The sequence below is a fragment of the Mesorhizobium sp. LEGMi-168a genome (assembly GCF_058312955.1).
Genome location: NZ_JBZEGV010000035.1, coordinates 38,323 through 63,968 on the forward strand (window position 1 = coordinate 38,323; position 25,646 = coordinate 63,968).

General features: G+C 60.2%; 25 protein-coding genes and 2 pseudogenes. 5 read left to right on the forward strand and 22 right to left on the reverse strand.

Annotation, left to right across the window (positions count from 1 at the left end; genetic code table 11):
• Positions 1 to 250: 250 nt before the first annotated feature.
• The gene (locus AC4FWB_RS29825) at positions 251 to 1,366 is read left to right on the forward strand and encodes an omptin family outer membrane protease (protein ID WP_491029811.1); all 1,116 of its coding nucleotides are present in this window, start codon (positions 251 to 253) and stop codon (positions 1,364 to 1,366) included.
• 566 nt (positions 1,367 to 1,932) lie between these two features.
• Here AC4FWB_RS29825 and AC4FWB_RS29830 read toward each other — a convergent pair.
• Together AC4FWB_RS29830 and AC4FWB_RS29835 are read right to left on the reverse strand one after the other, a co-directional pair.
• Positions 1,933 to 2,223 carry a hypothetical protein gene (locus AC4FWB_RS29830; protein ID WP_491029812.1) on the reverse strand — a complete coding sequence of 97 codons (291 nt, stop codon included), beginning with the start codon at positions 2,221 to 2,223 and terminating at the stop codon, positions 1,933 to 1,935.
• A gap of 1,036 nt (positions 2,224 to 3,259) precedes the next feature.
• Positions 3,260 to 3,538: a DNA -binding domain-containing protein gene (locus AC4FWB_RS29835; RefSeq protein ID WP_491029813.1), complete on the reverse strand. Its 279-nt coding sequence runs from the start codon at positions 3,536 to 3,538 to the stop codon at positions 3,260 to 3,262.
• A 113-nt stretch (positions 3,539 to 3,651) separates the two neighbouring features.
• Here AC4FWB_RS29835 and AC4FWB_RS29840 point away from each other — a divergent pair, with 113 nt between their 5' ends.
• The 3 genes from AC4FWB_RS29840 to AC4FWB_RS29850 all read left to right on the forward strand — a co-directional run bounded on the left by AC4FWB_RS29840 (position 3,652) and on the right by AC4FWB_RS29850 (position 5,166).
• Positions 3,652 to 3,885 (forward strand): helix-turn-helix domain-containing protein, encoded by a 234-nt coding sequence (locus AC4FWB_RS29840; protein WP_491029814.1) that lies wholly within the window; start codon positions 3,652 to 3,654, stop codon positions 3,883 to 3,885.
• A 314-nt stretch (positions 3,886 to 4,199) separates the two neighbouring features.
• Positions 4,200 to 4,571, forward strand: a complete 372-nt coding sequence (locus AC4FWB_RS29845) for a hypothetical protein (RefSeq protein ID WP_491029815.1) — start codon at positions 4,200 to 4,202, stop codon at positions 4,569 to 4,571.
• Between the two features lie 7 nt (positions 4,572 to 4,578).
• Positions 4,579 to 5,166 (forward strand): type II toxin-antitoxin system VapC family toxin, encoded by a 588-nt coding sequence (locus AC4FWB_RS29850; RefSeq protein WP_491029816.1) that lies wholly within the window; start codon positions 4,579 to 4,581, stop codon positions 5,164 to 5,166.
• A 629-nt stretch (positions 5,167 to 5,795) separates the two neighbouring features.
• On the opposite strand, the gene AC4FWB_RS29855 is transcribed toward AC4FWB_RS29850, so the two are convergent.
• The 12 genes from AC4FWB_RS29855 to AC4FWB_RS29910 all read right to left on the reverse strand — a co-directional run bounded on the left by AC4FWB_RS29855 (position 5,796) and on the right by AC4FWB_RS29910 (position 18,520).
• The gene (locus tag AC4FWB_RS29855) at positions 5,796 to 6,842 is read right to left on the reverse strand and encodes a HoxN/HupN/NixA family nickel/cobalt transporter (protein ID WP_491029817.1); all 1,047 of its coding nucleotides are present in this window, start codon (positions 6,840 to 6,842) and stop codon (positions 5,796 to 5,798) included.
• A 60-nt stretch (positions 6,843 to 6,902) separates the two neighbouring features.
• Positions 6,903 to 7,583 carry a nickel pincer cofactor biosynthesis protein LarB gene (gene larB / locus AC4FWB_RS29860; RefSeq protein ID WP_491029818.1) on the reverse strand — a complete coding sequence of 227 codons (681 nt, stop codon included), beginning with the start codon at positions 7,581 to 7,583 and terminating at the stop codon, positions 6,903 to 6,905.
• Positions 7,580 to 8,386, reverse strand: a complete 807-nt coding sequence (gene larE / locus AC4FWB_RS29865) for an ATP-dependent sacrificial sulfur transferase LarE (protein ID WP_491029819.1) — start codon at positions 8,384 to 8,386, stop codon at positions 7,580 to 7,582. Before larE ends, larB begins: the two co-directional genes overlap by 4 nt.
• A complete protein-coding gene (gene larC / locus AC4FWB_RS29870; RefSeq protein WP_491029820.1) occupies positions 8,383 to 9,684 on the reverse strand; it encodes a nickel pincer cofactor biosynthesis protein LarC in 1,302 nt (433 codons plus the stop codon). The genes larE and larC overlap by 4 nt, the downstream gene beginning before the upstream one ends.
• Entirely contained in the window at positions 9,684 to 10,229 is a 546-nt protein-coding gene (gene larC2 / locus AC4FWB_RS29875; RefSeq protein ID WP_491029821.1) for a nickel pincer cofactor biosynthesis protein LarC2, read from the reverse strand. The genes larC and larC2 overlap by 1 nt, the downstream gene beginning before the upstream one ends.
• The gene (locus tag AC4FWB_RS29880; RefSeq protein ID WP_491029822.1) at positions 10,229 to 12,013 is read right to left on the reverse strand and encodes a hypothetical protein; all 1,785 of its coding nucleotides are present in this window, start codon (positions 12,011 to 12,013) and stop codon (positions 10,229 to 10,231) included. The genes larC2 and AC4FWB_RS29880 overlap by 1 nt, the downstream gene beginning before the upstream one ends.
• A 197-nt stretch (positions 12,014 to 12,210) precedes the next feature.
• Positions 12,211 to 13,002 carry an amino acid ABC transporter ATP-binding protein gene (locus AC4FWB_RS29885; protein ID WP_491029823.1) on the reverse strand — a complete coding sequence of 264 codons (792 nt, stop codon included), beginning with the start codon at positions 13,000 to 13,002 and terminating at the stop codon, positions 12,211 to 12,213.
• A gap of 11 nt (positions 13,003 to 13,013) precedes the next feature.
• On the reverse strand, positions 13,014 to 14,303 hold the full coding sequence (locus tag AC4FWB_RS29890) for an amino acid ABC transporter permease (protein ID WP_491029824.1): 1,290 nt from the start codon (positions 14,301 to 14,303) through the stop codon (positions 13,014 to 13,016).
• A 1-nt stretch (position 14,304) separates the two neighbouring features.
• Positions 14,305 to 15,558: an amino acid ABC transporter permease gene (locus AC4FWB_RS29895; RefSeq protein ID WP_491029825.1), complete on the reverse strand. Its 1,254-nt coding sequence runs from the start codon at positions 15,556 to 15,558 to the stop codon at positions 14,305 to 14,307.
• A gap of 111 nt (positions 15,559 to 15,669) precedes the next feature.
• A complete protein-coding gene (locus AC4FWB_RS29900) occupies positions 15,670 to 16,686 on the reverse strand; it encodes an amino acid ABC transporter substrate-binding protein (protein WP_491029838.1) in 1,017 nt (338 codons plus the stop codon).
• A 114-nt stretch (positions 16,687 to 16,800) separates the two neighbouring features.
• The gene (locus AC4FWB_RS29905) at positions 16,801 to 17,271 is read right to left on the reverse strand and encodes a RidA family protein (protein ID WP_491029826.1); all 471 of its coding nucleotides are present in this window, start codon (positions 17,269 to 17,271) and stop codon (positions 16,801 to 16,803) included.
• Between the two features lie 10 nt (positions 17,272 to 17,281).
• Complete coding sequence (locus AC4FWB_RS29910) at positions 17,282 to 18,520, reverse strand: MalY/PatB family protein (RefSeq protein ID WP_491029827.1); 1,239 nt, start codon at positions 18,518 to 18,520, stop codon at positions 17,282 to 17,284.
• 114 nt (positions 18,521 to 18,634) lie between these two features.
• Here AC4FWB_RS29910 and AC4FWB_RS29915 point away from each other — a divergent pair, with 114 nt between their 5' ends.
• A complete protein-coding gene (locus tag AC4FWB_RS29915) occupies positions 18,635 to 19,534 on the forward strand; it encodes a LysR substrate-binding domain-containing protein (protein ID WP_491029828.1) in 900 nt (299 codons plus the stop codon).
• A gap of 89 nt (positions 19,535 to 19,623) precedes the next feature.
• On the opposite strand, the gene AC4FWB_RS29920 is transcribed toward AC4FWB_RS29915, so the two are convergent.
• The 8 genes and pseudogenes from AC4FWB_RS29920 to AC4FWB_RS29955 all read right to left on the reverse strand — a co-directional run.
• On the reverse strand, positions 19,624 to 20,304 hold the full coding sequence (locus AC4FWB_RS29920; RefSeq protein ID WP_491029829.1) for a cupin domain-containing protein: 681 nt from the start codon (positions 20,302 to 20,304) through the stop codon (positions 19,624 to 19,626).
• Positions 20,291 to 21,331 carry an alcohol dehydrogenase gene (locus AC4FWB_RS29925; RefSeq protein ID WP_491029830.1) on the reverse strand — a complete coding sequence of 347 codons (1,041 nt, stop codon included), beginning with the start codon at positions 21,329 to 21,331 and terminating at the stop codon, positions 20,291 to 20,293. Before AC4FWB_RS29925 ends, AC4FWB_RS29920 begins: the two co-directional genes overlap by 14 nt.
• Positions 21,315 to 22,484 carry a flavin monoamine oxidase family protein gene (locus tag AC4FWB_RS29930; protein ID WP_491029831.1) on the reverse strand — a complete coding sequence of 390 codons (1,170 nt, stop codon included), beginning with the start codon at positions 22,482 to 22,484 and terminating at the stop codon, positions 21,315 to 21,317. The genes AC4FWB_RS29925 and AC4FWB_RS29930 overlap by 17 nt, the downstream gene beginning before the upstream one ends.
• Positions 22,485 to 22,523: 39 nt before the next feature.
• Positions 22,524 to 22,805: a hypothetical protein gene (locus AC4FWB_RS29935; protein WP_491029832.1), complete on the reverse strand. Its 282-nt coding sequence runs from the start codon at positions 22,803 to 22,805 to the stop codon at positions 22,524 to 22,526.
• 205 nt (positions 22,806 to 23,010) lie between these two features.
• Positions 23,011 to 23,934 (reverse strand): transcriptional regulator GcvA, encoded by a 924-nt coding sequence (gene gcvA, locus AC4FWB_RS29940; protein ID WP_491029833.1) that lies wholly within the window; start codon positions 23,932 to 23,934, stop codon positions 23,011 to 23,013.
• 183 nt (positions 23,935 to 24,117) lie between these two features.
• Complete coding sequence (locus tag AC4FWB_RS29945; RefSeq protein WP_491029834.1) at positions 24,118 to 24,381, reverse strand: Lrp/AsnC ligand binding domain-containing protein; 264 nt, start codon at positions 24,379 to 24,381, stop codon at positions 24,118 to 24,120.
• A gap of 202 nt (positions 24,382 to 24,583) precedes the next feature.
• Positions 24,584 to 24,998: pseudogene (locus AC4FWB_RS29950) on the reverse strand (M20/M25/M40 family metallo-hydrolase); the annotation flags it as partial.
• 343 nt (positions 24,999 to 25,341) lie between these two features.
• A pseudogene (locus AC4FWB_RS29955) lies at positions 25,342 to 25,646 on the reverse strand (TetR/AcrR family transcriptional regulator); the annotation flags it as partial.

Consider the following 25,646-nt stretch of genomic DNA (forward strand, 5'->3'; position numbering starts at 1 on the left):
CGCGTCCGTTGCGGGTCGGTACCGATGCCCCGGCCGACCAATATTTCTACCGCATCCGCGGCAAGGTCCGCGGTCCTCCGACATCCCTGTTAAGCCGTGCATGGCCGATCGGCGCTGACCTTGCCGAAAAGAGGACTATTCCCTGCGCTCGCCCGTGACCGCAAACCGGTCGGCCGATGCCAGGCATACTCGCATCGCGCTCCTGCACGGTCTTCACGATCCATATTTTTGCGAAACGAAGGACAACGACATGCTGCATTCTCAAAAGTCCGTGAAGGGTGGAACGCGGTTTTTTTCGCCATGGCGAAGCGCACCCAATGGGACAACAGCAGCGGCCCGCGGTTCAGAAGCGAGGAAGTCAAGGTCCCGAATTGGTGTGCCGGATGAAAGAGCCAGTGAATGTGCAAGGCGCGTCACCTTCAAGGTCCTCACCACTTCTTGTGTCCTGTTGTCGGCGCCATCGTTCGCTGCCGAGGGGAAGGGCCCATTTTATATCGACAACGGGAACACCGTGGTTTTCGGCCAAATCGGTCTGGCCGACATAAGGGCCCAGGAATTTGTCTACTGGAACCACGACGACTGGCACCATCACAAGGTCAGCCAGCTGGATTGGAAGAGCATAGAGGTCACTCTGCTGACGTTCGGGGTCAATGCAAGTTTCGATAAGGAATGGAGTTTAAAAAGCAGATTCGATGTCGGTATTGGCGGCGACGGACACCTGCTCGATCGCGATTGGGCCAGCAAGCTCCATGACAGCTGGAGCGGCCGCGCGGTTATGCCCGATACCGACCTCGATCACTATTTCGCCGGTTCGATCGAGGTGGACCGGATCGTCGCCAGCAATGAAACGGGCCGTCTCGCGCTCGGTGCGGGCGTGCGCTATACCGATGTCAAGTGGACAGCCTATGGGGGATACGGCATCGAATCGAGCGGGGATCCGCTCTTTCGCGACCGACACCCCATCTGGCCGGGGGACCATAAAGTCATCAGCAATCGGCAAAAGATTCCGGTTGGCTTCGTGAGCCTGAGCGGCGAACAGGTCCTTGGCGACCTTAGCATCAGTGGTGGCGTTCGAGCTGGCCTGAGCATCGGCTTCGAGGACATAGACGACCACTGGGGCGAGCATCGCTTTTACGACGACCTATACACAGCGCCGACGATGGGAGCCGATATCGCGGTCAGTTACGCGGTAACGCCATGCGCCTCGCTGTATCTGCGCGGGTCCTTCGATCGGGTGTTTCACACCCGCGGCGACGAACAAAGCTTCAACACGGCCAAAGGGCAGGTCGAAGGTAAGTGGAAAGATGCTGTCGGGGCGACGTTCCAAGCCATGTCTGTCTCCCTTGGTCTCAAGGCCACGTTTTGAGGACGCTAAGACATGCATCTTTGCCGAAGCGCCGGAGGAGGTCGGACTGCTATGGGCACTCGATTGCTCCAGCCAAGGCCTGAGCCGAAGCGGCTCGCTCGCCGAGTGACGTGTCGCGATCTCTGGGCGCCGGCGCGGTTACTCCATTGATTGTCGGGCGGTGTTTATCCATGGTCGCGCCAGCGCCGACGGCTTTGCCAAAGCCCGCTCCCGACGTTCGATGACAGCAGGATCGTTCACAAAACCCGTCTGAATTTCGCCCACGCTTCACATAGCTCGGGCTGCAATCGGGATGGCTGATATAGTATCTGATGGGCCGATAAGCTGGCCCATCGCCGCAAACCGCACTTCGTCACGAGCACCCGCTGTTCCGGGGCGCTGCGAAGGTCGGATTTGCCGTAATATGCGGCGCGGACGATAACCGCCCGGATCTTCATCGGCAGCGCGCTTCGCTGTGGTGCGAACTCAAGACAGCGAAGCCGCCAGATCCACGAAACGCTCGCGATGGAGGCTCGAGTCCTCGGCCAAGACGCCATTTTCGGGCGGCATCACCGGCCTCTAATGGATCATGCTGCGCATCTCTTCGCGTCATTGTCGTCGCCCCGCTGAAGCTGGCCGGGCCTCCCGACCGCCGGTTCGATAATGATGATCGCCTCTGGAGAATGGTTCTTGTTGTCGAGCGCGGCAGTCTCCACCGACTTGCCGTGTTCTACCCTTTGCCAATGGCCGGGACGCGGCCGAGCGATCCCATGGGCGTCGCAGGCCTGCGCGACATGCTGGTCTCTGACGCCATACAGCCTTGCGATGTCGGTCATCGGTTTCGACCAGACCAGCTCATGAAGCTCGGCACGCGTCATTCTCAGCACGTTTCTTCCTCTCGTTTCGGTCATCAGGATGCCAGCCTGCCTGTCGGCATGGCTACAAGCTCCCTTGCCTTACCTGCACCATGTGAAGATTTTGTGGGTGCGCTCGGGTCGCGCTGTGCATCCATCAGCCTATCTTGCTTTTCGTCCAACAGCGAAGCATCCAATCCTATGCGTCAAGCGTTGAGAAAACAAAAATTGCGCGCCTATCATGTTTCTGGCGCGGTACCTTCCCGACCGGCTGCGAGCGCCAATTATCTGACTTGCATTCGGGTATGTTCGCCCCCCGAAATTCCCTCCCTCGGTCGAACGGTCCGTTGCGGTGCCGGGTCGATCCGAACCTTACCTTGAGGTCAAGGGCGTGGCTGGTCTTCTTGGAAACCCATCAGACCCGCCGCGAGTATCCAGCTCGACGCCGCCTGGCAAACGTGGATGCCCGGAAACGTTGGTGCTCCGACCAACGCCACGTAGGTCGAGATCAAAGCCGAGGAAGCCCGCAGCGGCCAACTCCTGCTGACGCGCAAACAACGCCTGTCGATTGCCATGATCGCCTTGAGATACCCGGCGAATACGAACCTGAAGGGAAAAAGCTCGAACGTCTTTCATATGCCGGCATTTCCATCGCCCTCTATGACTGCGGCACTGCACGTTGGCATCGCTCACCGACAGCCGGATAGGCAAGGTGAAATAGACCAGGCTTCATCCGCGGCTTAGCCAAGTCCCGGGAATTCTGACCGCTTGTCAAATCGGCAATCGATCTTGGTAGGGCGCTCGGGATAAAGGTCATGGCCGAGGTATCGAGACAGAGATGGATCGGCAAACCCTGCGTAGGCTTGGCCGCGGCATCCCTCAAGGCTTCCTGAACTCCAACGGGCGCCTCTGAGCGAAACGCTTGATTTGGCGGCAAAAGAGCGCGCCAAGCGGTTGTGACGGGCACCCGCCGCATCGTCTCTCGCGGCAGCCGCGCGCGCTTGTGGTTGGCGGGTCTCGAGATTTCCTCGTTTGAAAAGCGTTACGTCCGCTCTGTGCGTCAGCCGGCGAATAGTTCCTTGTAGCCGGTCGTCACCATCCAGTTCGCGCGATCGAGATGACTGCGAAGCGCCTTGCGGGCGCGCACCGGTTCAAGGACCGGGTCTATGCCGAGAATGAGATCGGCCATCTCCTCTTCGCTGGCATTATCGGCGCAAGCATCCAGGATCCTCAGGTAGATCGTGAAATGCTCTCTGTCGTAGGCGGTGAGGGTGTCCGACCAGGGGACTTCATCGCTCAGAGTTGAGCTCCCAATCTCTTTTCCCGTCGATCGATTCATGCCTGCTGCGAACCTCGCCTGTTGAGCGTAGATCCAATGTCATATCCCAAAATGGGATTATCCGAAACGGGGATTACTCGCTGAGCCGGTCTTTACCCGACCGGTTCGCCTACATGCCCAAATCTCTTCGATCGGAGCGCCACCAGCGGTTTCTGGCCCTGCTAGTTTCGCTTCGCACGGCCAAAGGCCTGACCCAGGCGCAAGTGGCTGAGACGCTTGGTCGTCCACAATCTTTTGTGGCCAAGTACGAGGGCGGCGAGCGGCGTCTCGATGTCATCGAGTTTCTCGACGTAACTGCGGCGCTTGATGCTGATCCGTGCGAGATTCTGTCCAGCCTGCGGTCCTAGCGGGCACCCGCGCCTGGCGGATCGCGTCGGGTGCTTGTGCACCGGGCCGCTAGCGGTCTCGGCATTCGGCTTCGCCTCTCCGCTCGCAGTCCTTTTGGGCTGTGGACGACGAGCGCCGACTTACAGCGGCGCTAGGTAAAAGACCACAAACCGTACTGTCCGCATCACCACCCTTCGCTGTCTGGCGTTTGCTGCCTAATGCCGGAAGAATGGCCGCTCAGCAAATCTGAGTGAGCTTGCGAGTGACAAACCTACTCTCAGCTGCTACGTTTGACAAAGCACACAATTTGGCTAACAGCATAGGAGATAGCGACATGACTAAGACGATAAGAAGCCGGTCGCCATCGACTGCTCCGCAACAGCGCTTCGCCGAAAAAAAGAAGCGCACGCGGAGCCTGACCCGCAAGGACGCCAACAAGGACATGCCGGGCGAGCAGAAGTTTGTCGTTCGGCAGACGCTTCATGCTGCCATTCGCAAAGGCCTGATCGGCCCTAAAGACGAGCGGATCACAGCCCGCTTGAGCCATGCCCTCATTGAGCAGGCAAAGCGCCAGACGGGCATTGAAGGTGACACCGAGTTGCTTGAATTCGCTCTCGCGAATCTTGCGCTCGAAGACAATTTCCCCGCGACCATGAACAAGCTCGCGGGAACCATCGATCCAGACATCAAACTCGGCTTTGATTGAGGTTTGAGTGTCAGAATTCGATGTTGATGTAGCCCTTCGCTCCCTCCGCGGCTTTCCAACCAAAACACTCGCTCGCCGACCTGATGATCAGCTCCCCTTCGTGAATGAGGGCGAGCTCGGCGGGCAGGCGCTACTACTCGACACCTGTGTGTACATCGACAGCCTCCAAGGCAAAGCCCCCGCCTTGGTGAAGCAGATCATGGACGGTCGGCACAACAACCATTCAGTCATCTGCATCCAGGAGTTGGCCCATACGCTTGGTGTCCTGAAGCCCGACGATCCCCGTACTGCCGGCGTGCAAAAAGCTGTGTCCGAGGTCATCCGATCGATGCCCAGACACCGGATCCTAACCCCCGATGCCGACACCTTTGGCCGCGCTGCTGTTCTGAATGGCGTGCTCTGTCGCCTGCAGGGGCACCAAGACGACCAGAAGCTGCGCTGCCTCCATGACTGCACTCTGTATGTGCAGGCATCGAAGTCGGGGCTTGTCCTGTTGACCCGTAACATCGCCGACTACGACTTCTGCCAGCAACTTATTCCTGGTGGCAAAGTCCTCTTCTACAGGCAGCGCCGCTCTAAGCATCAAGAAAATTGAGGAGAAGGTTTATTCTTTGACACAGACATGCCTATCAAACCCACCTGCGCGTCGGGCAGCATGGCTTTGAAACGCATCCGATCAACACCAAAATCGGTCGGATCCAGTCGCTTCGGACGGCGGTGGCGACGGCTCAGCCATGCCGCAAAGCAACTGTTCCGCACGACCGCGTCAAGCCTCCCGCAAGAGCAAGGTTCGCGCGCTCTATGAGCTCCGAAAACGTGCCAAGATCGATCGGAGGTTTGGGGGGCAGTTGGGGCGTATAAATGCCCGCACATTCTCGCCCGCCACGAACGTCTCGATCCACAGCCCAAGACGGCTGTCCTGTTGCGGCATAGGACAAGGATCTTTTTGTTACCTTTCAACTAACGAAAGGATATGGCCTAAACCTTGTCTTAGGAAGCGATTTGTATATGCTTCGTTCCGTTTTTGCCGGCGCTCCGGCGTGGAACGGTCCCAGAACAACAGACACGGAACACCGCGCCGCGGTAGCGTTGCTCTTCCCCGATTTGAAGCGTACCGCATTTACAGAAGAACGATGAAATTGTCAGTTCTTGCCTTGGCCGGCCGGACTTGATCGCTGACGTTAAGACGGCGCGAGGCGGGTCGCCATGCAATCCGCTGTCCCGTTAAGAGGCATTGGCCTGAATTCGGTCGTAGCCTTTCGCTCGATAGATCATCGTCGAAACGATCCAGCTTGCAATGAAGATGCCCGCGACAGCGAAGCCGAGGCTTCCGAGGTTGTCATTGAAGGTGGCGACGATATCCCACACACCGCCCTGTAGACCGAGCTTGTCTGAGATCAAGCCCAGCCCCTCTAAGCCACCAATGAAGAGCGCGACTATCACAGAGGCGGCGGTGATCGTCAGGTTATACCAAAGTTTGCGGATGGGATTGATCAGCGCCCAGCCGTAGGCACCCGTCATCACCACGCTATCCATCGTATCTATAAGCGACATTCCGGCTGTGAACAGAGCAGGGAAAACAAGGATCGTCCAAAACGACATGCCTTGTGCGGCTTGCGTAGCGGAAATGCCGAGCAGGCCAATTTCGGTGGCGGTATCGAAACCGAGACCGAACAGAAAGCCGATCGGATACATGTGCCACGAGCGCGAGACCACCTTGAAAGTTTGGCGGAAAACCCGAGCTAGCAAGCCACGTCCTGCCAGCAATGCATCAAGGTCCTCATCGACGATCCTCTCGCCACGACGTGCTCGCGAGAACGCCGCCCAAATGCGTCTCAGGATAAGCAGGTTGGCAACACCGATGACGAGCAGGAACAACGCAGAAACCGAAGTGCCGATTACACCGCCGATGTCGTGGAAGGCGCCAAGCTGGCTTTGCATACCAGTGGCGGTAGCCGCAATGGCAACAGACGCCAGCACGACGATCGTGGAATGGCCGAGAGAAAAGAAGAAGCCGACCGAAAAGGGCTGTTTGCCCTCCTGCATGAGCTTGCGCACGACATTGTCAATCGCCGCGATATGGTCCGCATCAAACGCATGACGAATACCGAGCATATAGGCGACGAAGGCCGTACCAAGCAGCGCAGGTCGATCGGCAAAGACAATCCAGGCCCAAGTCCACGCCACAACATTAGCGACGACCAGGAATCCAAAGACAATGGCGATTTTTGTTTTGGCGCGAACAAGCCGGTCATCGAAAAGGTTCCGCATGCGAACGTCCTCTGCGCTCCAAGGCAACTTCATTTTGGCCAATGCACGAGCTGACCTTCGTCAGCTAAAGCGAGCGGCCGCCCGCCGGATCATGTTAAGAGCGCGGAATGCGGCACACGCGGCCCCGTATCCATTATCAATGTTTACGACCGTGAGCCCCGGCGCGCAGGATGCGAGCGCGGCGTGAAGGGCGGTCTGTCCTCCGTTCGAAACGCCGTATCCGGTGGACGTCGGCAGGCAGATGATCACGCCGGGCACGAGCCCGCCCAGGACACTTGGAAGGGCGCCATCCATGCCCGCGACCGCGACGATGACGGGAAATGTCCGCAATTGCTCGAGGCTCTCAAAAAGTCGCCATAAGCCAGCAACGCCAATGTCGATGAACTGCTTCGTCGGCGCGCCAAGATAGGTGAGCGTCCGCATGACCTCTGCCGCCTGCGGCATGTCGGAGCTGCCGGCCGATACGACCGCGATTTCGGATAGCCCCCGTTCGGCAGAAGGGGTCCAGTTCAGGTAGGCCGTACGCGAGACGGGATCGTAATCCAGCCTTTCGCGATAAATGGGCGCCATGCGGGCGAAGACATCGGGATCGAGATGGGTCATCAGACAGCGCGTGCCGCGCTCCAGAACTCGGTCCATGATAGTTGCAAGCTGCGCATCGGATTTCCGGGCGCAAAGAATGGCTTCATCAAAGCCCACGCGCTCGCAACGCTGAAAATCCAGTCGAATCTCTTCGCTCATGCACTTCGTTCCCGCAAGAAGGCGCTGCCGCGCACGTAAGCCTGGAAGTGGACAGGCCGCGGGCCGCCGAAAGCCTCGCAGATCCGGTGGGTCAGTCGCGCGCGGCTGTCGCCGGACAGGCCCGACAAGGTGGATTCATCCAGTTCGACAACGACCCCTGCCTGCCGGACCCGGCAACGCACTGTATCCGGCGAGAGCTCGAGCCGGAGCAGCGTCTCGACCTGATCGACGGCGCGCAAAGTCTGAGGTTCGATCCTGAGAGCCGTTTCGATGCGACTGGAAAGGCAGGGCGCCGAAGGCAATTCGGCGAGATCGTTCAGGCCCAGCGCCGCCGCCATCGCACGGACATCGGCCTTGGACATGCCTGCCTCGACAAATGGATGGCGCACGCCGCTGGCCTCGGCTGCCTTGAGACCGGGCCGCCAGTCGCCCAGATCATCCGTATTCGTGCCGGAAAAAAGCTGCGCTTCCAAAAGCGCCGACAGGGCGCCGTAGAGATTCGATTTGCAGAAGAAGCAACGATCCGAAGGGTTGGCGAGATAGCGTTCGTCGGCGAATTCCCCTGCGTCGATGATCCGCAGGTTCCAACCATGCTGCGCCGCATAGTCCCTGACTCGTTCGGTCGCGCTCGCCGGAACTGCGGCCGACGCGGCGTGGAACATGGTCACCTCAGCGCCCATCCGAAGATGCGCTACGAAGGCCAGGGTCATGCTGTCGACCCCGCCGGAGAGCGCAACGGCCGCGGGGCCGGCGCTGTCGAACGCAGCATTAAGGCGGGCCAGAAACGCTTCAGGCGTGATCACGGTTTTTCTTCCATCGCCTCTACCTCGGCCCGGCGGCGCAACTCAGCGCGGGCCTTGTGGCTCTGATGATGGGCTTGGGTATCATCCATCTCGGCCTTCGCAGTCAGCCCGCCCGGGCGATTTGCGAGCTTCACCCTTATCCCGTCGCCTGTCATGACCGCCTGTCGCGGCACCACGGCGCGCGCCTCGATCCGGCTGCGTAGGCCAAGCGTCGTCGTCTGCCGGAAGCAGAGCGCACCGATTGCCTCGATCGCGTCCGGGCGTGCGAGAACCTGAACCGAGGCCATCATGCGGCCCTTCTTGCCGAAGGTCGGCGTTTGGGTCACGTCGATTACGCCCTCGGCTGCACGAATATGATCAAGGGAGACGGCCAATTCCTCGCCGGTCTGGTCGTCGATCTCGAACTGGATGACGCCGACCCTCTCCTGCGGCACTGTAGCTTCATTCGTGAACGCCAGAACGCGAAGCACATTGCTCATGCCGGGCAGGCGCCGCGTGCCAAATCCGATACCCATGCGATCGAGCACACGCGGGAACAATCCGATACCGGCAGAGGGGGCAAGATAGCGCAGGATCGCCGCACCCGTCGGCGTGATGCGTTCGCCATTGCGTCCGTCGTCGTGAAAGGCAAATCCGCGCAGCAGCAGGGCTGTGGCAGGAGCCGGAACGGGCAGTCGGCCGTGGTCGGTTTCCACCCAGCCGCGCCCGAGCGGCAGCGATCCGACGGACCAGCTTGCTGCGCCCACGGCATCGATCAGCGTTGCTGCGGCAACGATATCGGCGATCGAATCCCAGTTGCCGACCTCATGAAAGGCCACATCGTCGACGTCCTTGCCGTGCACCGCAGCTTCGGCATGGGCAAGTTCCTCGAAAATCGCGATGGCTACCCGCTTTACACGCTCGTCCAGCTTGCTGCCCTCGAGCACCGCGCGAAGGTCGCGCCAATGGGTGTGACGATGGTGGCCGTGGTATTCGTCGTGGACATGCTCAGTACGATGATAATGGCCATGCGCTCCGTCATTTTCATCGTGGTCATGGGCTTGCTCGAGAGGGTGCCCATGGCGATGAGGATGAGAGCCGGCAGCATGCTGTTCGGAGCCGGTCGTCTCCACGTCAAAGCGGCTGCCGGTCAGCACGCCGTCGTCATGCGCTCGTAAAACTGCTCGCACGCCGTCTTCCAGACCGGCCAGACGAAGGTTTTCTTGCACAGCTCCAGCCAGATCGGGCCATGCGTCCAACATGGCAGCGACGAACATGTCGCCTGCAATGCCACCCAGGACATCAAGATGGATGTGCATCAGGCCTGCCTTCCTTCATCGTTCCGCCAGTTGCAGCCGGATAGATCGACGCGCAGGCTCCCACCCGGCTCCTCCGATCCCATGGCAGTTTCAATCGCTGCCTTCAGCACGGCCACCGATACCGGCAGCTGGTCTTTCATCTGAGCCGCAATGGCCACAAGATCGTCATGCTCCGCCTTTGCCCGCATGAACACGCCTTCGCTCAGGATGCGTTTGAGCCGCAGCGGAAAGCGGCTTTCGCCCCCCGCCCATTTCAGCTCCAGTTGCGTCCGATAGCGTCGAATGTCGAAGTGCTTGTGTTGGGATTCGAGAACCCGGTAACCCCAGATTCCCAGATCGCCGACCAGAAGGGCGGCGAATTCCGGCTCGTCCTCGGCGTTGATGTCGACCAACAGGACATAGGCGGGGCGGCCCTTCTTGCCCAGGCTCGAAAGGAGCTGGACATTCTTAGCGCCCATCTCGGTCATCTTCTCGATGATATGCCCGAGCAATTCGCCAGGCGCGTCATCGATCTGGGCCATGAGGAGAATGACGCCGCCTGCCATCAGAGCGCCATGGTTTCGACCGCGACCAGGGCGGCGGCCTCTGCCTTGGCCTTCGTGCCAGGAATACCGGCAGAGATGAGGCCCGCCGATTGTGCTTCACCTGCGGCATCGGAAGCACTCATTTTACCCATCGCGGCTGCCACCACGGCCGGGACGGTCACGTTCATGATGACGTTGCCCGCCAACAGCAATTCGCTTGCGATCGGCGCGAGCGCCGTGAGGAACGGCGCGCGCTCCTTGCCTATGCCCTGGGCGACTTCCGGGATCACGGCATTGATGACCCCTTCCATGTGGATTGTCTTGTCGCCGACGGTGACTTTGGCGTCGAGCGCCGGATCGAAGGCAAGCCAACGTGCCGCCATCTTGCTCGAGCGCCTGGCACCCTTGCTGATCTTGGTGAAATGGACCTTGATCGCGGTGCCCTTCACCTTGCTCAGGAATTCCGATCCGCGCGTCTCCACCAGAAGCTGACGTTCCTCATCCAGTGCGCGGACGATTTCGCCGACGCTCTTGCCCGCCATGAGGTCGTCATAGCTGCGGGCGGCGCGGGCGTGCAGGGCATTGGTGACCATGGGGGTGGAGGACATGATCAGGGCATCGGTCACCGGCCCATTGCAAATCTGGGTTGCCTTGCGGGCCACGATGCTCATCGCCACCATGGCGGTTTCCGGGTCGAAGCTGAAGCCGAGCCGCCGCTCGCGCAGTGCAAGGGCCACGCTCTGTTCTGTCGAACCGTCTTGCAAAAAACACATCAGCGCAATGACGGCGTCACCGCAGACGTGGCCGAGCGGAGGATTGACCGGCCCGGCACCCGCCCCGCAAATCTCCTCCTCGAAAACCGAGATGATTTCATCCAGTGCCATGATGCCGATCACGGTCGGACCGCCGATATCCTTGAGGATCAGGCCAAGATCACCGATCAGCCTGGCGGTCTCGACTTCCCTGCCTGTGATACGGACATGGACTTTCTCGGGCAGGCCGGCTGTGCGAACGGCGGACCGTCCAGCCACAAAGGCGCTGGTGACCTTGCCGTAGGGGCCATATTCCTCCGCCACGTCGGCATCCGGGTGAATGATTTCCAGGATCGCTGCCGCACCGAACAGCGCCGAGAGGAATTTCTGGCTGGGCATGCCAGCACCTGACATGGCATCCATCATCGCCTTGGTTCCGATGGCCGCGCCCCTTTCGGCCATGCCGGGAAAGATGAAATCCTCGCCAAGGGCGCCATGGCCGACCATCACCCCGCCGCCCACGCCCTCCGGGATGTCCCGACCCTGGATCGGCGAGAGTTCACCCTTCATCATCGCATCGTAAACCGCGGCAACGGCTGCGAAGCCCGAAATCTTGTTGTTCATCTTGGCCGTCGGTACCGCCGCAAGGCCCGAGCGGCTGACCCCTGCGATCATCCGCGCCGAAGAGCCCAGCTTGCGGTTGCCTGCAGGGATGCCAACCTGTGCGTTAGCTCCACAGAGATAGAGGAGCGTCGCGGCGATCAGCGCTGCATTCGCACCGTCCGCGCCCGCCGCCTTTGCGACAGCAATGCTCTTGGTCAGGAGGTCATCGATGGGCTGACGCACGGCGTCGGCGAATTTGACCTCGGGGCTTACCCCACGGCGCAGTTCGGCAGCGATGACATTGCATGCTGCAACGACTGGAATGTTGAGCATTCCGTGCCCGCCGGTCAGCGCCTCGACCCGGTCGCTGGTCAGCCAGCCGGGGTTGGCATTCGCGGCCATGACCGAAGCCAGGATGACCTTTTCGCGTTGCACAGACGGATCCGTCATTTTGTCCTTCCTTCTAGTGACCCGGACGAGCAGCCGTCACTTTCAAAAGCTCGTAGTTCAACCGATCTGGCGGCGCGTCCTCTTCTTCCGAAAAACCGGTGCATGTGGCATGCCATCATCCTTGGACACGAGGCGGGAGCATCAGACCCCGACGCTGTGGTGCTGACGCTCATGAGCTGCGGCGATACAGCCGTTGCTCAGTGGCCTAGGATCTGCCCGAGGAATGCGCGCGTGCGTTCCGATTGTGGCGCAGCGAAGAACGCCTTCGGTTCGTTCTGCTCCACGATCTGACCCTGATCCATGAAGATCACCCGGTCCGCCACCGCCTGGGCAAAGCCCATCTCGTGAGTGACGCAGAGCATGGTCATGCCCTCTTCGGCGAGCGCGATCATCGTGTCGAGCACTTCCTTGATCATCTCCGGATCGAGAGCCGATGTCGGTTCATCGAACAGCATGACGCGTGGCTTCATGCAAAGCGATCGCGCGATCGCTACGCGCTGCTGCTGACCGCCCGAGAGCTGACCCGGATATTTATGTGCCTGGTCCGGTATCCTGACCTTCTCAAGGAAATGCATGGCGAGCTCCTGGGCTTCCTTTGCTGGCACCTTGCGGACCCAGATCGGAGCGAGGATGCAGTTCTGAAGAATGGTCAGGTGCGGAAAGAGATTGAAGTGCTGGAACACCATGCCGACTTCGCGACGGACTTCGTCGATCTTCTTGAGGTCGCTGGTCAACTCGATGCCGTCGACGACGATCTTGCCTGATTGATGTTCTTCAAGCCTGTTGATGCAGCGGATCATCGTCGATTTGCCGGAACCGGACGGCCCGCAAATAACGATCCGTTCTCCACGTCGCACGGTCAGATTGATGTCGCGCAACGCATGGAAATCACCATACCACTTGTTCATAGACGTGATCTCGATGGCGGCATCGGCGAGTCCGAGCCGGTCGTTGCGTGAAAAGGCGCTTTGTGTCGTGGTGCTGGTCATGCGCATTTCTCCTAACGATGATCCGTCTTCAGCCGGCGCTCGAGATACATTGAGTAGCGCGACATGCCGAAGCAGAAGACGAAAAACACAGCTCCGATGAAGATGAAGAGCTCCCAGTAAATCCCCTGCCACTCCGTGTTGGCGCGGATGGCTGCCGCTAGCGCGATAGGGTCGAGAAGACCGATGAACATGACGAGCGTCGTGTCCTTGAACAGACCGATGAACGAATTCACGATGCCGGGAATGGAGATCTTGAGCGCTTGCGGCAGGATGACGAGACGCTGGGCTTTCCAATAATCGAGGCCCAGAGCCTGCGCGGCCTCGTATTGGCCGCGTGGCAGTCCTGCCAGGCCTCCACGGATGACCTCCGCCATATAGGCGCTGGCAAAAAGCGTCACCATGATCACCACGCGCAGAATGAGATCGAAGTTGGTGCCGGGCGGCAGGAAGTAGTTCAGCAGCAGAGATGCGGTGAACAGCAGCGTGATGAGCGGCACGCCGCGAATGAACTCGATGAACGTCACGCTCAGCATATGGATGAGCGGCAGGCTGGAGCGACGGCCGAGCGCGAGCAAGATCCCGAGCGGCAACGACAAGGCGATTCCCGTCACACCGATTATGATCGACAGCAGGAACCCGCCGAGATCACGTGACGCGACGCCATCGAGAGCAACTGGAAAAACATCATTCAAGCCTGACGAAAAAGGTCGAACGGCGTAAGTCCACCAAAGCGCCGCGCCGAGGATCGCGATGCTGACGCCAAGCCCTCGGCTGATGCGTGCTGTGATCGTGAACAGTCCGGCGGCGACGGCAAGCCCGAAATAGACGGCTACCGTAAACCACAGGCTTCCGCCCCAGATCAGCCAATAGGCGATGCCAGGGTAGACGGCGCTGAACCAGAGCGCGCGCGACGGCAAGTTACGAAACAGAACCGGGGCTAATGCCACCAACAGAAGTGCGAAAGCCAGAACCGGTCGCCAATAGAGGGGCGCCGGATAGAAGCCGAACAGAAGTTGCGGCCAGCGGTCGCGGATAACGCCCCAGCACGCGCCTGGCGCTCCGTCGAGGAGTTGCCGACATTCAGCGAGCGAGTTGGCTTTCCAGATGGAATTGCCAAGCCAAGGGGCGACGGCCATGGTGAGCCATACAATCGCCGTCACCGACGCCAGGGTCAGCAACGTGCTAAGCCAGCCGTTGAAGAGATTCTTCCTCGTCCATTCCAGCGGACCATTTTGACCGACTGGCCTTGCTGAAGGGGAAACCATGTCCTGGCGCACCCAGGAGGCGTTGTGCAGGTTCATCTTACCGCTCCTGCAGCCTGACCCGATTGTTGTAGACGTTCATGACGCCCGAGATGATCAGGCTGATGCCGACATAAATCAGCATCATCAGAAGCATGCCCTCGAGCTCTCGGCCGGTCTGGTTGATCGTGATGCCGCCGAGCGTGGAGCGCAGATCCATGTAGCCGACAGCCAGGCCAAGCGAGGTGTTCTTGGTGATGTTGAGGTATTGCGAGATCAGCGGCGGCACGATGATCCGCAAGGCCTGCGGCAGGATCACCAGGCGCATCGTACGACTTGGAGAAAGTCCAAGCGCATGAGCAGCTTCCGTCTGCCCTCGGGCAATCGCAAGGATTCCGGAGCGAACGTTTTCCGCAATGAAAGCGCCGGTGTAGACGCTGAGCCCGATCCAGAGCGCAATGAAAGAATTGCGCAGCAGCAGACCGCCGCTGAAGTTCAGGCCCTGCAGGGCGGGATAGTCAAGATGGAAGCCCAGGGCGTAAAGCAGAACGACCAGCGGCAGCGTGAAAATGCACAAGCTCTTCCACCAGGTGGCCGGACGCTGTCCAGTCGCGCCTTGGACCCGTTCAGCCTGTTTGACCAGGCCGCAATGGACCAGAAGCGAAAGCGCAAGCACGCCGATGACCGCCACGTAATTGAGGTCAAGCGCGCCAAATACGCTCTCTAGTTGACCCAGACCGCGGGAAAAAGCGGGAACCGGGACGTAGACACCGCGGTTCGTGATGGCGACGCTGCTCCAGAGCATCATCGAGGCCGTCGGGTTCTCTCCGCGGAATGCGCTTGGCGCCGGCATGGCCTCCGACATGATCGCGGCCATCACGATAATCCAAAGCAGGGCTGGCACATTGCGGAAGGTCTCGACATAGACGGTCATCAGGCGAGCGACGATCCAGTTGTTGGAAAGCCTGAGAACGCCCGCCAACACGCCGAGGACCGTTGCTGTCACGCAGGCCATCGCGGCAACAATCAACGTATTGAGCAAACCGACGACAGCAGCACGGGCATGGGTGCTGGTGCTCGAATACTCGATGGCGTGCGGCGAGATGTCGTAACCTGCCGTGCTCCAGAGAAACCGGAATGAAAAGTCTTTGCCGAGGGCAGCAAGATTGCGGATCGTGTTGTCGACGAGCCAGGCGGCCGCAAGGACAAGTATGATAAATGCGAAGACCTGGATCGTTCGGGCTCTGTATCGCGTGTCGTTAAAGAGCATGCTCAGGTGAAAGGGCTCGCGGGAAGCGTCGCTTTTCATTGCCATGAGTGATCTCCCTGAAGGTTAGCTGAGCTACCTTCGGCCACGTCGAGTGCGCTGGGCCAACGAATACGGGAAAACGAAAGGCGCGGGCTTTGCCCGCGCCTTGAGACGTTTTCAGCGGAACGGCAGCGGATACATCAGGCCGCCCTGCGTCCACAGGGCATTCTGGCCGCGGGCCAATCCAATCGGCGTCTTGTCGCCAAGGTTCCTGGCGAAGATTTCGCCGTAATTGCCTACGGATGCGATTGCCCGCTTGGCCCAAGCCGGGTCCAGCCCCAACATTTCGCCGAGCTTGTCCTCCTTGCCCAGCAGGCGATTGACTTCAGGGTTGTCCGTACCAGCGGAAAGCTTCTCCACGTTCTCCGATGTGATGTCGAGCTCCTCGGCCGCCATAAGCGCATTCAAGGTCCAGCGCGCCACGTCCGCCCATTGATCGTCGCCCTGGCGGACCAGAGGTCCCAACGGTTCCTTCGAAATGATGTCCGGAAGAATGATGTGATCCTGCGGATTCTTGAAGCTCGATCGGGTCGATGCAAGATCGGATCCGTCGCTCGTAATGACGTCACAGGCACCAGCAAGATACTTCTGCTGGACATCCGCGCTGTTCTCGACGGGAACCGGGTCATATTTCATGTTGTTCTTGCGGAAATATTCCGCGAGATTCAGCTCGGTGGTCGTGCCGGTCTGGATGCAGACGGTGGCGCCGTTCAGATCCTTTGCGCTCTTCGCACCGAGAGATTTCGGCACCATGAAGGCTTGGCCGTCATAGTAGTTCACGCCGGCGAAGCTGAACTTCAGGTCCACATCGCGGGAAAAGGTCCATGTCGTTGTGCGCGACAGAATGTCGATCTCGCCGGAGGCGAGGGCCGTGAACCGCGTTTGCCCGGTTGTTGGAACGAAGGTCACAGCGTTGGGATCCTTCAGAACCGCGGCCGCGACCGCCCGGCAATAATCCACGTCCATGCCATGCCAGGCCCCGGATGCATCCGGAGCGGAGAAGCCTGCCTGTCCGCCGGTAACACCGCAGTTCAGCTTGCCGCGCGCCTGAACGTCGGCCATCGTGCCGGCCGAAGCGATACCGGCTGTCAGCGTTGCCGCTGCAATAGTGGCAAGCGTAATCGTCAGTTTCATTTCATTCTCCCGGTTTGTGATCCGGCGGCGGTGGCTTTTTTGCCGATTTTTCCGCCACTCGGATCGGTTGCGTTCCCGTTCTTCGTTGTCACCGGCCAGGGCCGAAGACATTGATCATTCTTCAGTGATCTCGATGATGGCTTCGATTTCGACAGGCGCATTCATCGGAAGCGCCGCCACGCCGACGGCGGAGCGAGCGTGTTTGCCCTTCTCGCCAAAGACGGCGACCAGAAAATCGGACGCGCCGTTGGCGACGAGATGTTGTTCCGTGAAATCGGCAGCTGAGGCGACGAAGACCGTGATCTTGAGGATCCTGGCAACTCGTTCGAGGCTGCCGAGATAGGCTTGCGCCTGGGCGAGGATGTTCAGCGCGCACTGCTTTGCGGCGAGCGCCCCGGCCGCTACGTCAAGATCCCTTCCGAGCAGTCCTCTCGCTTTTAATTGATCGTCGGAGATCGGTAACTGGCCCGACGTGAGAACGAGACTGCCGGTCCCGACGGATGGGAGATAGTTTGCCACGGACTTCGCCGCTGCCGGCAGTTCAATCCCGAGCTCAGCAAAGCGCTTTTCAATCGTCTGAGACATTGGCTCGCTTTCAGAGCTGGGCAACGGCGGCTGTGATACGCCGGATCGCTTCATCTACAATTGCGCGCGGGCAGCCGAGATTGACGCGCATGAAGCCGTGTCCTTCGATGCCGAACTTCTGGCCCTTGTCGAGCCAGACACGGGCCTTGGTCAGCATGAATTTGTTCAGCGCTTCGGCATCCATTCCGAGACCGCGGCAATCCATCCACGCCAGGTAAAGGGAGTCGGTGGGAAGCACCTTCAGGCGCGGATCCGCTTCGTTGATGGCGTTCGCGAAGTGCGCGTGATTTGCGCGCAGGTAGACAAGCATGTCCTCAAGCCACGGCTCGCCATGGGCGTAGGCAGCCTCGGCGGCGGCCATCCCCAACACGTTGACCAGTTCGAAGACATTGCGCTCGTACTGGCGGCGCAGTTCTTCCCGTAGCCTTTTGTTCGGGACGAAGACATTCGCACTTTGCAGGCCGGGCAGGTTGAATGTCTTGCTCGGCGCGGTGCAGGTGATGCTGTTTTGAGCGAACTCTTCGCAGAGCGAGGCGAACGGGATGTGCTTCTTGGTAGGGTCGAGGATCAGATCCTGGTGGATCTCATCGGAAATAACCAGGACACCGTTGCGGGTACAGATTTCCCCCATCGTCCGCAGTTCATCCTCGGACCAGACATTTCCGGTGGGGTTGTGTGGATGGCTCAGGATGAAGAGCTTTGTGTTGCCGCGGATAGCCGCCTCGAAGGTCTTCGCGTTGAAGCGGTAGCCATCGCCGGTGAATTCAAGCGGTGCGTAAGCCAGATGGCGGCCGTTCAATAGGACATCGTTGTGGAAATGCGAGTAGACCGGCGGTTGGATCAGAATGGTGTCGCCCGGCGCTGAAAAAGCCTGCACAGCCGTCTTCAGCGTGGTGATGATGCCGGAGGTCTGAAGGATCCATTCCTTCGCGATATCCCAGCCGAAACGGCGCTGCTGCCACCCTATGACAGCCTCAAGATACGAAGCGGTCGCGCCGCCGGGATAGCCGAACACACCATGCTCGACGGCTGCGTGGAGGGCGTCGATGACGGCCTGCGGTGCCTTGAAGTCGGTGTCGGCAACCCACATGGGAAGAGGACTGGCCGCGGCTTCGTCCGGCGCCAGCAATTTTCCGGCGCAAGCCCACTTCATCGAGTTGCTGTTCTTACGGTCAATGACCTCATCGAAAACCGATGCCATCCCCGCATTGTCCGCATGGGGATGTTGTGCAAGTGCCAGCTTCGTCACAGCGGTGCCTTTCGTCGGTTTCGGCGTCCCCGGGGGCTAGTTGACGGAAGGTTAAGCGCATCGCATTATGATCGGAAATGGTATGATTTCATTCACTCATGAACAGAGATCATAATGCTTGACCGGCAGCACCTCGCAATTCTGAGAGAAGTCAACCGCCGCGGCAGCGTCACCGCGGCCGCCGAGAAGCTGAACGTCACCCAGTCGGCCTTGAGCCATACGATCGCCAAGTTCGAAGAACGGCACGGCATCAAGATCTGGATGAAAACCGGTCGGGGCCTACGCTTGACGCAGACGGGCGAGTACCTGCTGACCGTTGCCGAGCGGATATTACCGCAGATGGAACATGCGGAACGGGTTCTGACGGATTTCGCGCTGGGGAGGAGGGGCGCGCTTCGGGTGGGCATGGAATGCCATCCCTGCCAACGGTGGCTGACGAGGATTGCGACACCCTATCTGACACAATGGCCCGACGTGGACTTCGACGTGCGCACCGCCTTCCGGTTCGACGGCGTCGAGGCGCTCCTGGGTTACGAGATCGACCTGCTGATAACGCCGGACCCTGTGGAGACGCCGGAACTACTGTTCACGCCAGTGTTTGACTACGAGCTGGTCCTGATGGTGCACGAGACGCATCCCCTTGCCAGCCGATCATGCGTGCAGCCGCAAGATCTCCTGGACGAAGAGCTGATTGCCGTGCCCGTCACTTTGGAGCGCCTGGACATCTACACTCGATTTCTCGTTCCGGCGCACTGCAGGCCTCGTCAGCATCGCACAGCCGAAACCATCGACCTGATGCTGCAACTGGTCTGCGCGGGCAGGGGCGTGACAGTTCTTCCCGATTGGCTGCTCAACGAGGATGCTTCCGGACTGCCGATACGCGCACTGCGGCTGGGTGATACCGGCATCCAGAAGAGCATCAATCTCGGCGTACGGCGCGGCGAGGAGACGACCTCCTACATCGACGGCTTCCTGAAACTTGCCCGAGAACTGGGGCACTCGCCCTTGCCATGACCGGTGCCCCATGATGTCGATGTCAGCGGCATCACGCCTGAGCAAGTGACGGCGGCTCGGCGGGCGCACGAATCCCTCACCGTTGGGCTTCAATCCGGCATTGGCAACACGTCGGCGTGCTGAAGAGGAGCGTCCTTGATCCAGATCCGCGCGCCCTCCGGGCCTGTCATCGCTTCAAGCGGTGCGCCTGCGGGCAACCTTCCCCAACTCTGCGGCTCCAGTTTCTCGGCTCCAACAGCGAGGTTGCCGGACAACACAAGAAACTCGAGGCCACGGCGATTTTTGACCGTTATCGAGGAATTGGGCTGCCAGTCCTCGATCGAAACACGTTCCTTGTCCTCTTCGAACAGGACACGCGCTCTTCCGGCTCCCTTGCGCAACGGTTCTGCTTCACCCTCGTCAGGCTGACGGACGACTTGCACCTCATCGCCCTTCCGGAACTGCCAGAGACGAACGAAGATCGTGCATCCATCTTTTGATGCGGGCACATGCGAGGTGCCGGGCGGGTTACGGAAATAGCTTCCTGCTGGATAGTCTCCATGCTCATCCTGGAATGTTCCCTCAAGCACGAGAATTTCCTCGCCGCCGGCGTGGACATGGCGGGGAAAGGCACTCCCCGGCGCGTAGCGCACGATCGAGGTCGCGCGGGCGACCTCGCCGCCGATGCGATAGAGCATGCGGCGATCGACGCCCGCGGCGGGGCTCGGTACCCAGTCGAGACTGGCCGCGTGGACGATCACAGGTTTCGTGAGGTCTTCATTGATGCGCATTGGGCTGGTCTCCCATCGTCAGGACTATCCGGAACTTCACGTCGCCGGATCTCATTCTTTGGACTGCTTCCGCCGCCCGCTCCAGCGGCATGGTCTCGATCATCGCCCGCACTCCTGTCAGCACGCTGAAATCCAGCGTCTTCTCGTTCTCGAACGGCGATCCCGTAATCGAGCCGATGATGCCACGTTCGGCCCCCACCACATATCCTGTCGAGAGCGGGAGCGGATCCTTGCCGACGCCGAGCACGACAAGACGGCCCTCCGGCGCAAGGGCCGGCATGATCGCGGAGATTGCCGCCGAATTGCCGGTCGTCGTCAGGATGGCTTTCGCTCCACCCATGGCGTTCAGAACACCGGCTGCGTCTTCCTTGTTCGTGTCGATATAGCGATGGGCGCCTAGTGTCAGCGCGTCCGCGGCGATGTCTTCGCCGCGCCCCACCGCCACCACCCGCAATCCCATCTTGCGGGCATATTGCAGCGCCATATGACCGAGGCCGCCAATGCCCAAAATCACGACAGTATCGCCTGCCTCGGCGCCCGATTTCTTCAGCGCGTTGAATGTGGCAATGCCCGCGCACAGGATGGGTGCTGCTTCCTCCGACGACAACTCGTCCGGGATGGAAATCAGGCCTGTCGCCCGCGCGACCATCATTTCAGCATAGCCGCCGTCGCAGGTGGAGCCGACGGTGGGCTGGTTGCGGCAAAGGTTGAAACGGCCCCGCCGGCATTCGCCACACTCGTTGCAGTGGCCACCAAGCCGGCCGACGCCGACACGCTGGCCGACCTTCCAGATCGAAGGTGTATTGTCGCCGAGGGCAACGATACGGCCGACCACCTCGTGACCAGGAACGCGAGGTGGCTTCAGCGTCTGATCGGCCCGGTCGATGTCGCTAGCGTCCGCGCCGCAGACGCCGCAGGCCTCGACGGCAATCAGCACTTCATTCGTCTTGGGCGCGGGCGTTTGCCGCTCCACCAGTTCAAGACTGCCAGACGCGGTGATCTGCATCGCCTTATAGGTTGCTCTCATGACTTTCCGCTCCTTCACCGGCCGAACGCTGTGGGAAGGCACTTTTCTCGTTCCGTTTGTCGATCAGGCTCCTGGCGGCCCGTTCCCCAGCCTCAAGGGCTCCAGCCAAATAACCCGGGTCGTGGGTGGCAGTTTCGCTGCCTGCCAAAGTGATCCACTCTCTCCAATCGCCATCCACCCACTCTCTCCGCCCGCCGGTCGGATGGCTTGTGGGTATCTGGTCAAAAGATGTCGCCGTCAGTGGATCGGCAGCCCAGTCCTTATAGAGCGTCGCCAAGGGCTCCAGTGCATCAGGGCCAAATAGCTGCCCAAGCTGCACGATCGAAGCCTCGATGATGGCGTCGCGGCCCGCCTCACTTCTGTACTGCGCCGGGATGCCGACAAAGCCGAAGATGGCCGCTTTCCCTGATGCGGTGGTGGCGTCATGGATTTCGACGAGCGGACCGGCCATGCTCTGCGCCGACCCTGAAAGCCCCGCCGCACGCCAGAAGGGCCCGTCATAAAGAGCGAAGAACTTGGCATTCGGGGCCATCCAGGTCGGCGTGTCGCGCCATAGCTTCTGAAATGACCCGTCCGGCGCCGGATCGAATTCAACTGTCTCCGCCAGCAGCCGCGGCGGCAGCGCGAAGATCACATGACCGGCCTCGATGTCCTCAGATGAGCCGTCGGCAAGGTTGAGCCGGACCTTCACACCCATGTCGGTTTGCTCCAGGCGAGTTACCCTTCTGCCGAGTCGTATGCGGTGCTGCGGCAAACGCGCCGCCAGCGCGGAAATGATCGAGCCGCTGCCGCCAACGAGCCGCATGGATGGCGGCTCCTGGCGGAGCGTCTGATAGCGCTCGGGTTCGGTTTCGTGAGAACGCTGAAGCAACATGGCGCCGTCGGTGTGCTGGGGAAAGAACTCAAGGTCCAATTCGCGTGCGAAGTGGCTGACAGCGGGATGCATATCCGGCCAGAACCATGAGGGCCCAAGATCAAATCCGTCGACCGAAGCGTCACCATCGGCGCCGGCCGTAAAGATGCGACCGCCCAGGCGATTCCGCGCCTCGATCACGGCAAAATCGCAGCCGGCGCGATGAAGGCAATAGGCAGCCGTCAAGCCGGCGAGCCCACCGCCGACGATCAGAATGGTTTGTGATGTGGAATAATTCATCGCAGCAGCTGAGCGTGGAGATCCGGTCCTTTTGTCGCGTCACGCCACAGCGTAGATGCGGATTTCCGGCGGAGCCGCCAGGAGCGGCATCAGCCCGATGACCACATCGTCATTGAACATTGTGCTTTCGAGATAGGCCTTGGCGTGCTGGACACTGGTGAATTGGTGAAGCACCTGGACGTCCTCGTCGCGCACGAGCAGTTCCTTGGATAGTGCGCCTGCAATCTGCGACAGAAACGGCTGCTTATAGGTCTGATAGACGCCGGCGGCAGCGGGGCGGTTACCGGCAGCGATCCGCAGCGTGACTTCAAGGTAAGCCATGATCATCCTGTCCCATGACGTCTTCAGTGACTGGCGGTTTTGCCGGCATCCAGCATCTCAAGGAAGGTGCCGGAAGACGGCGCGTCCGACGCCTGATTGCCGCTGAACTGTCGCCCCGACAAATGAGAGTTTCTTGCGGGCGGCAAAGAAAAGCTTTGCCGGGCTTTGCAGTTCCCGCTCTGGAGCAGGGAAGTGGCTGACCTGATCAGGAAACGACCGGGTTTGCTTCCTCGATCAGCCAACGGCGGAACGCTTGCAGTTTGGGCAGCGAAGCGTATTCCGAACGATAGACCACATAGTAGGCCAGGTTTGACGGCACTTTGACTGCGGGAAACAGGCGCTGAAGTCGCCCAGCCGCGAGATCGTCGCGTGCCAGGATGCTGCGCGCCAGAGCCACGCCTTGCCCTTCTATCGCCGCCTGCAGGACTGCAGCTGAATTGTCGATCCTCATGCCCCTTTGCGGTTGGCTTTCGGAGCTCCCCGCTGCCCGCAGCCACATCTCCCAGGTGACGAATCCGATGGCCGGGTCGACCGAGAGGTCGTGAATGAGTGTCGTTCGCCTGAGATCGGATGGCTCGGTCAATTTTTCCATGTCAGGGAAACGAGGTGAGCAGACTGGGAAAATCTCCTCGTCCATCAGTTTCTCCGCGACGAGGCCCGGCCATTTTCCGTCTCCATATCGGACCCCCACGTCGATTCCGTGCGCCTTGTAGTCGAGGAGCTTCAAGCTCGTCTCAAGCCGGATGTCGGTCTCAGGGCATTTGGTCTGGAAGCGATCGATTCGCGGAAGCAGCCATTTGGCGGCGAAGGCCGGACTGACCGTGACGTTGAGGATGCCGCTGGTCGTTGACTCCCGAAGTCGTTCCAGCCCAATTCCGAGGCGATCGAGCCCGGCCCGTATGTCCGGAAGCGCGCGCTCGGCACCTTCGGTCAAGGTGAGTCTTGCCTTCCCGGTTATGCTGCGATGAAACAGCGGCATGCCCAACCAGTCCTCGAGTCCGCGCACCATCTGACCAACAGCTGCCGCGGTCACATTGAGCTCTTCGCCCGCACCTGAAAAACTCCCATGACGCGCGCTGGCTTCGAAAGCGCGCAGCGCGTTAAGGTAGACAGCTGATCTTTTCTTCACGCGAGTTTCTCAGCCACTTTGCGCCTTTGCGCCGCGCCGACAGCAACGCTGCCTTGGAACTCTTTGCCGACCACCGTCACCGACCAGACTTCTCTTAGAAGACGCCACTAGGCGCCGGTGTTGCCAAGAGCAGGAAGGCGATGCCGATTGGGTCGAGTGTCCACGTCAGCGCGCAGTCGCGGTTCAAGATGGAACGACGCGACGTAGAGGAATATCCGCCCTAATTTTACTTACCCCGGGTAGCCTGGAAAGGACTTCCCGGTGGATCTCTTCATAGCCCCGAATGTCATTTACGGAGACGAATAGAAGGTAATCGGTCTTGCCGCTCACCGCGTAGCATTCTTCGATTTCAGGATGTTTTCGAAGAGAATTTTCGAAGCGCTCGACCGTGAGTGAACTGACGGCTTCCAACTCGATCCGGACCGGGATTTTCCTACCGGTTGTCAAATTTTTTTCTCCGGTTTTTCCAACTTGAACACCCTACGGAGCGGCCCCGCGTTTTCAGTGGGATCGAGCCGCGGTGGGACAACCGCTGTGAGATGCGTACCCACATTTTTTTCTTCGAACCCAAACCGCCGACGACAGTTACGTTTGCGCCTCCAGCCGACCATCTCCCTCTCGAAGTTATGTGAGACCCCTATAGCGAAGCCTACACTTGGCTTGCAAGTCGCCTGACGACGCCGAGGAGAACGGTCGCCCCCGCTACAAGGTCATCATCCGACGTGAATCGCGAATTGTGACTGATCCCTCGCGGCTGGGCACGAAGATCATCGCCGAGGGCGCAATTCGTGCCATCATCTGCGCATCGTGCCCGGCACCCGACGTCATGCGGCGTGATTTCAGCCCGCGCTCGGCTGCAATCTCCTCGATCATGGATACGATCGCCGTATCGAAAACGACGGGCTGAAAGCGTGCAGCCGTTCCGAGGAGATCGAAACATCCTCGTCATTGGCCAAATGCATCAAATATTGCGCCAAGGCGTGCTCGAAGGCACTGAGCCGATCTTCATCCGGGTCGCGCAGATCGACGGTGAAGACGGCACGGGATGAAATGACATTGATCGCGTACGCCTTGCTAGTTCTGTGGCATCGGCGTCTTTTCGCATTCCGGCTCTGGCACGGCATGCGATCCAGAAGCTCAACTGGCCTCAATGTCAGGCCTCTCCAAGCAAGGGGCTTCTGCAACGTCTATCGTTGGTCGCGCCGCTGGCTCAAATGCGCGCTCTGCGACAACTGCCAAGGGCAGCCGCCGGCGCCAGCCGGCCTCGTCGATTTCGGCGCCACCTGCCTGACCGCACCGCGGCCGGGGAGGGCGCTGAATTTGCGGCACGAGTTCTAGGATAGTCGGAATAGCTGATTCGGCAGGAGGGCCGTGGCGAATGCCACGGCTGGGTTCGTGCCCTAGCCGCTAAGGTTCGGGCATGTGGCTCTGATGCGCTACGAGATAAGAGCGAAACATAATCGTGAGCTGCCTTTCGGCCTCGATGCCATCGGCGGGAGCCAAAACCCGGTGGCAGAAGGCCGGAACCGTCCCGTAAAGCGCGGCGATCAAGGTCTGGGCAACCAAACTAGGATCGGCGAAGCGGGCATCGCTGGCACTGGACAGCGCTGCCTCGATTGCCCTCACGCTCCTACGGGTGGCCAACTCGATTAACTCGCGGGCGTCGAGTTCCAAAGCGATGCGGGACAGGGCGGGAGAGACCTCGGCCTGCG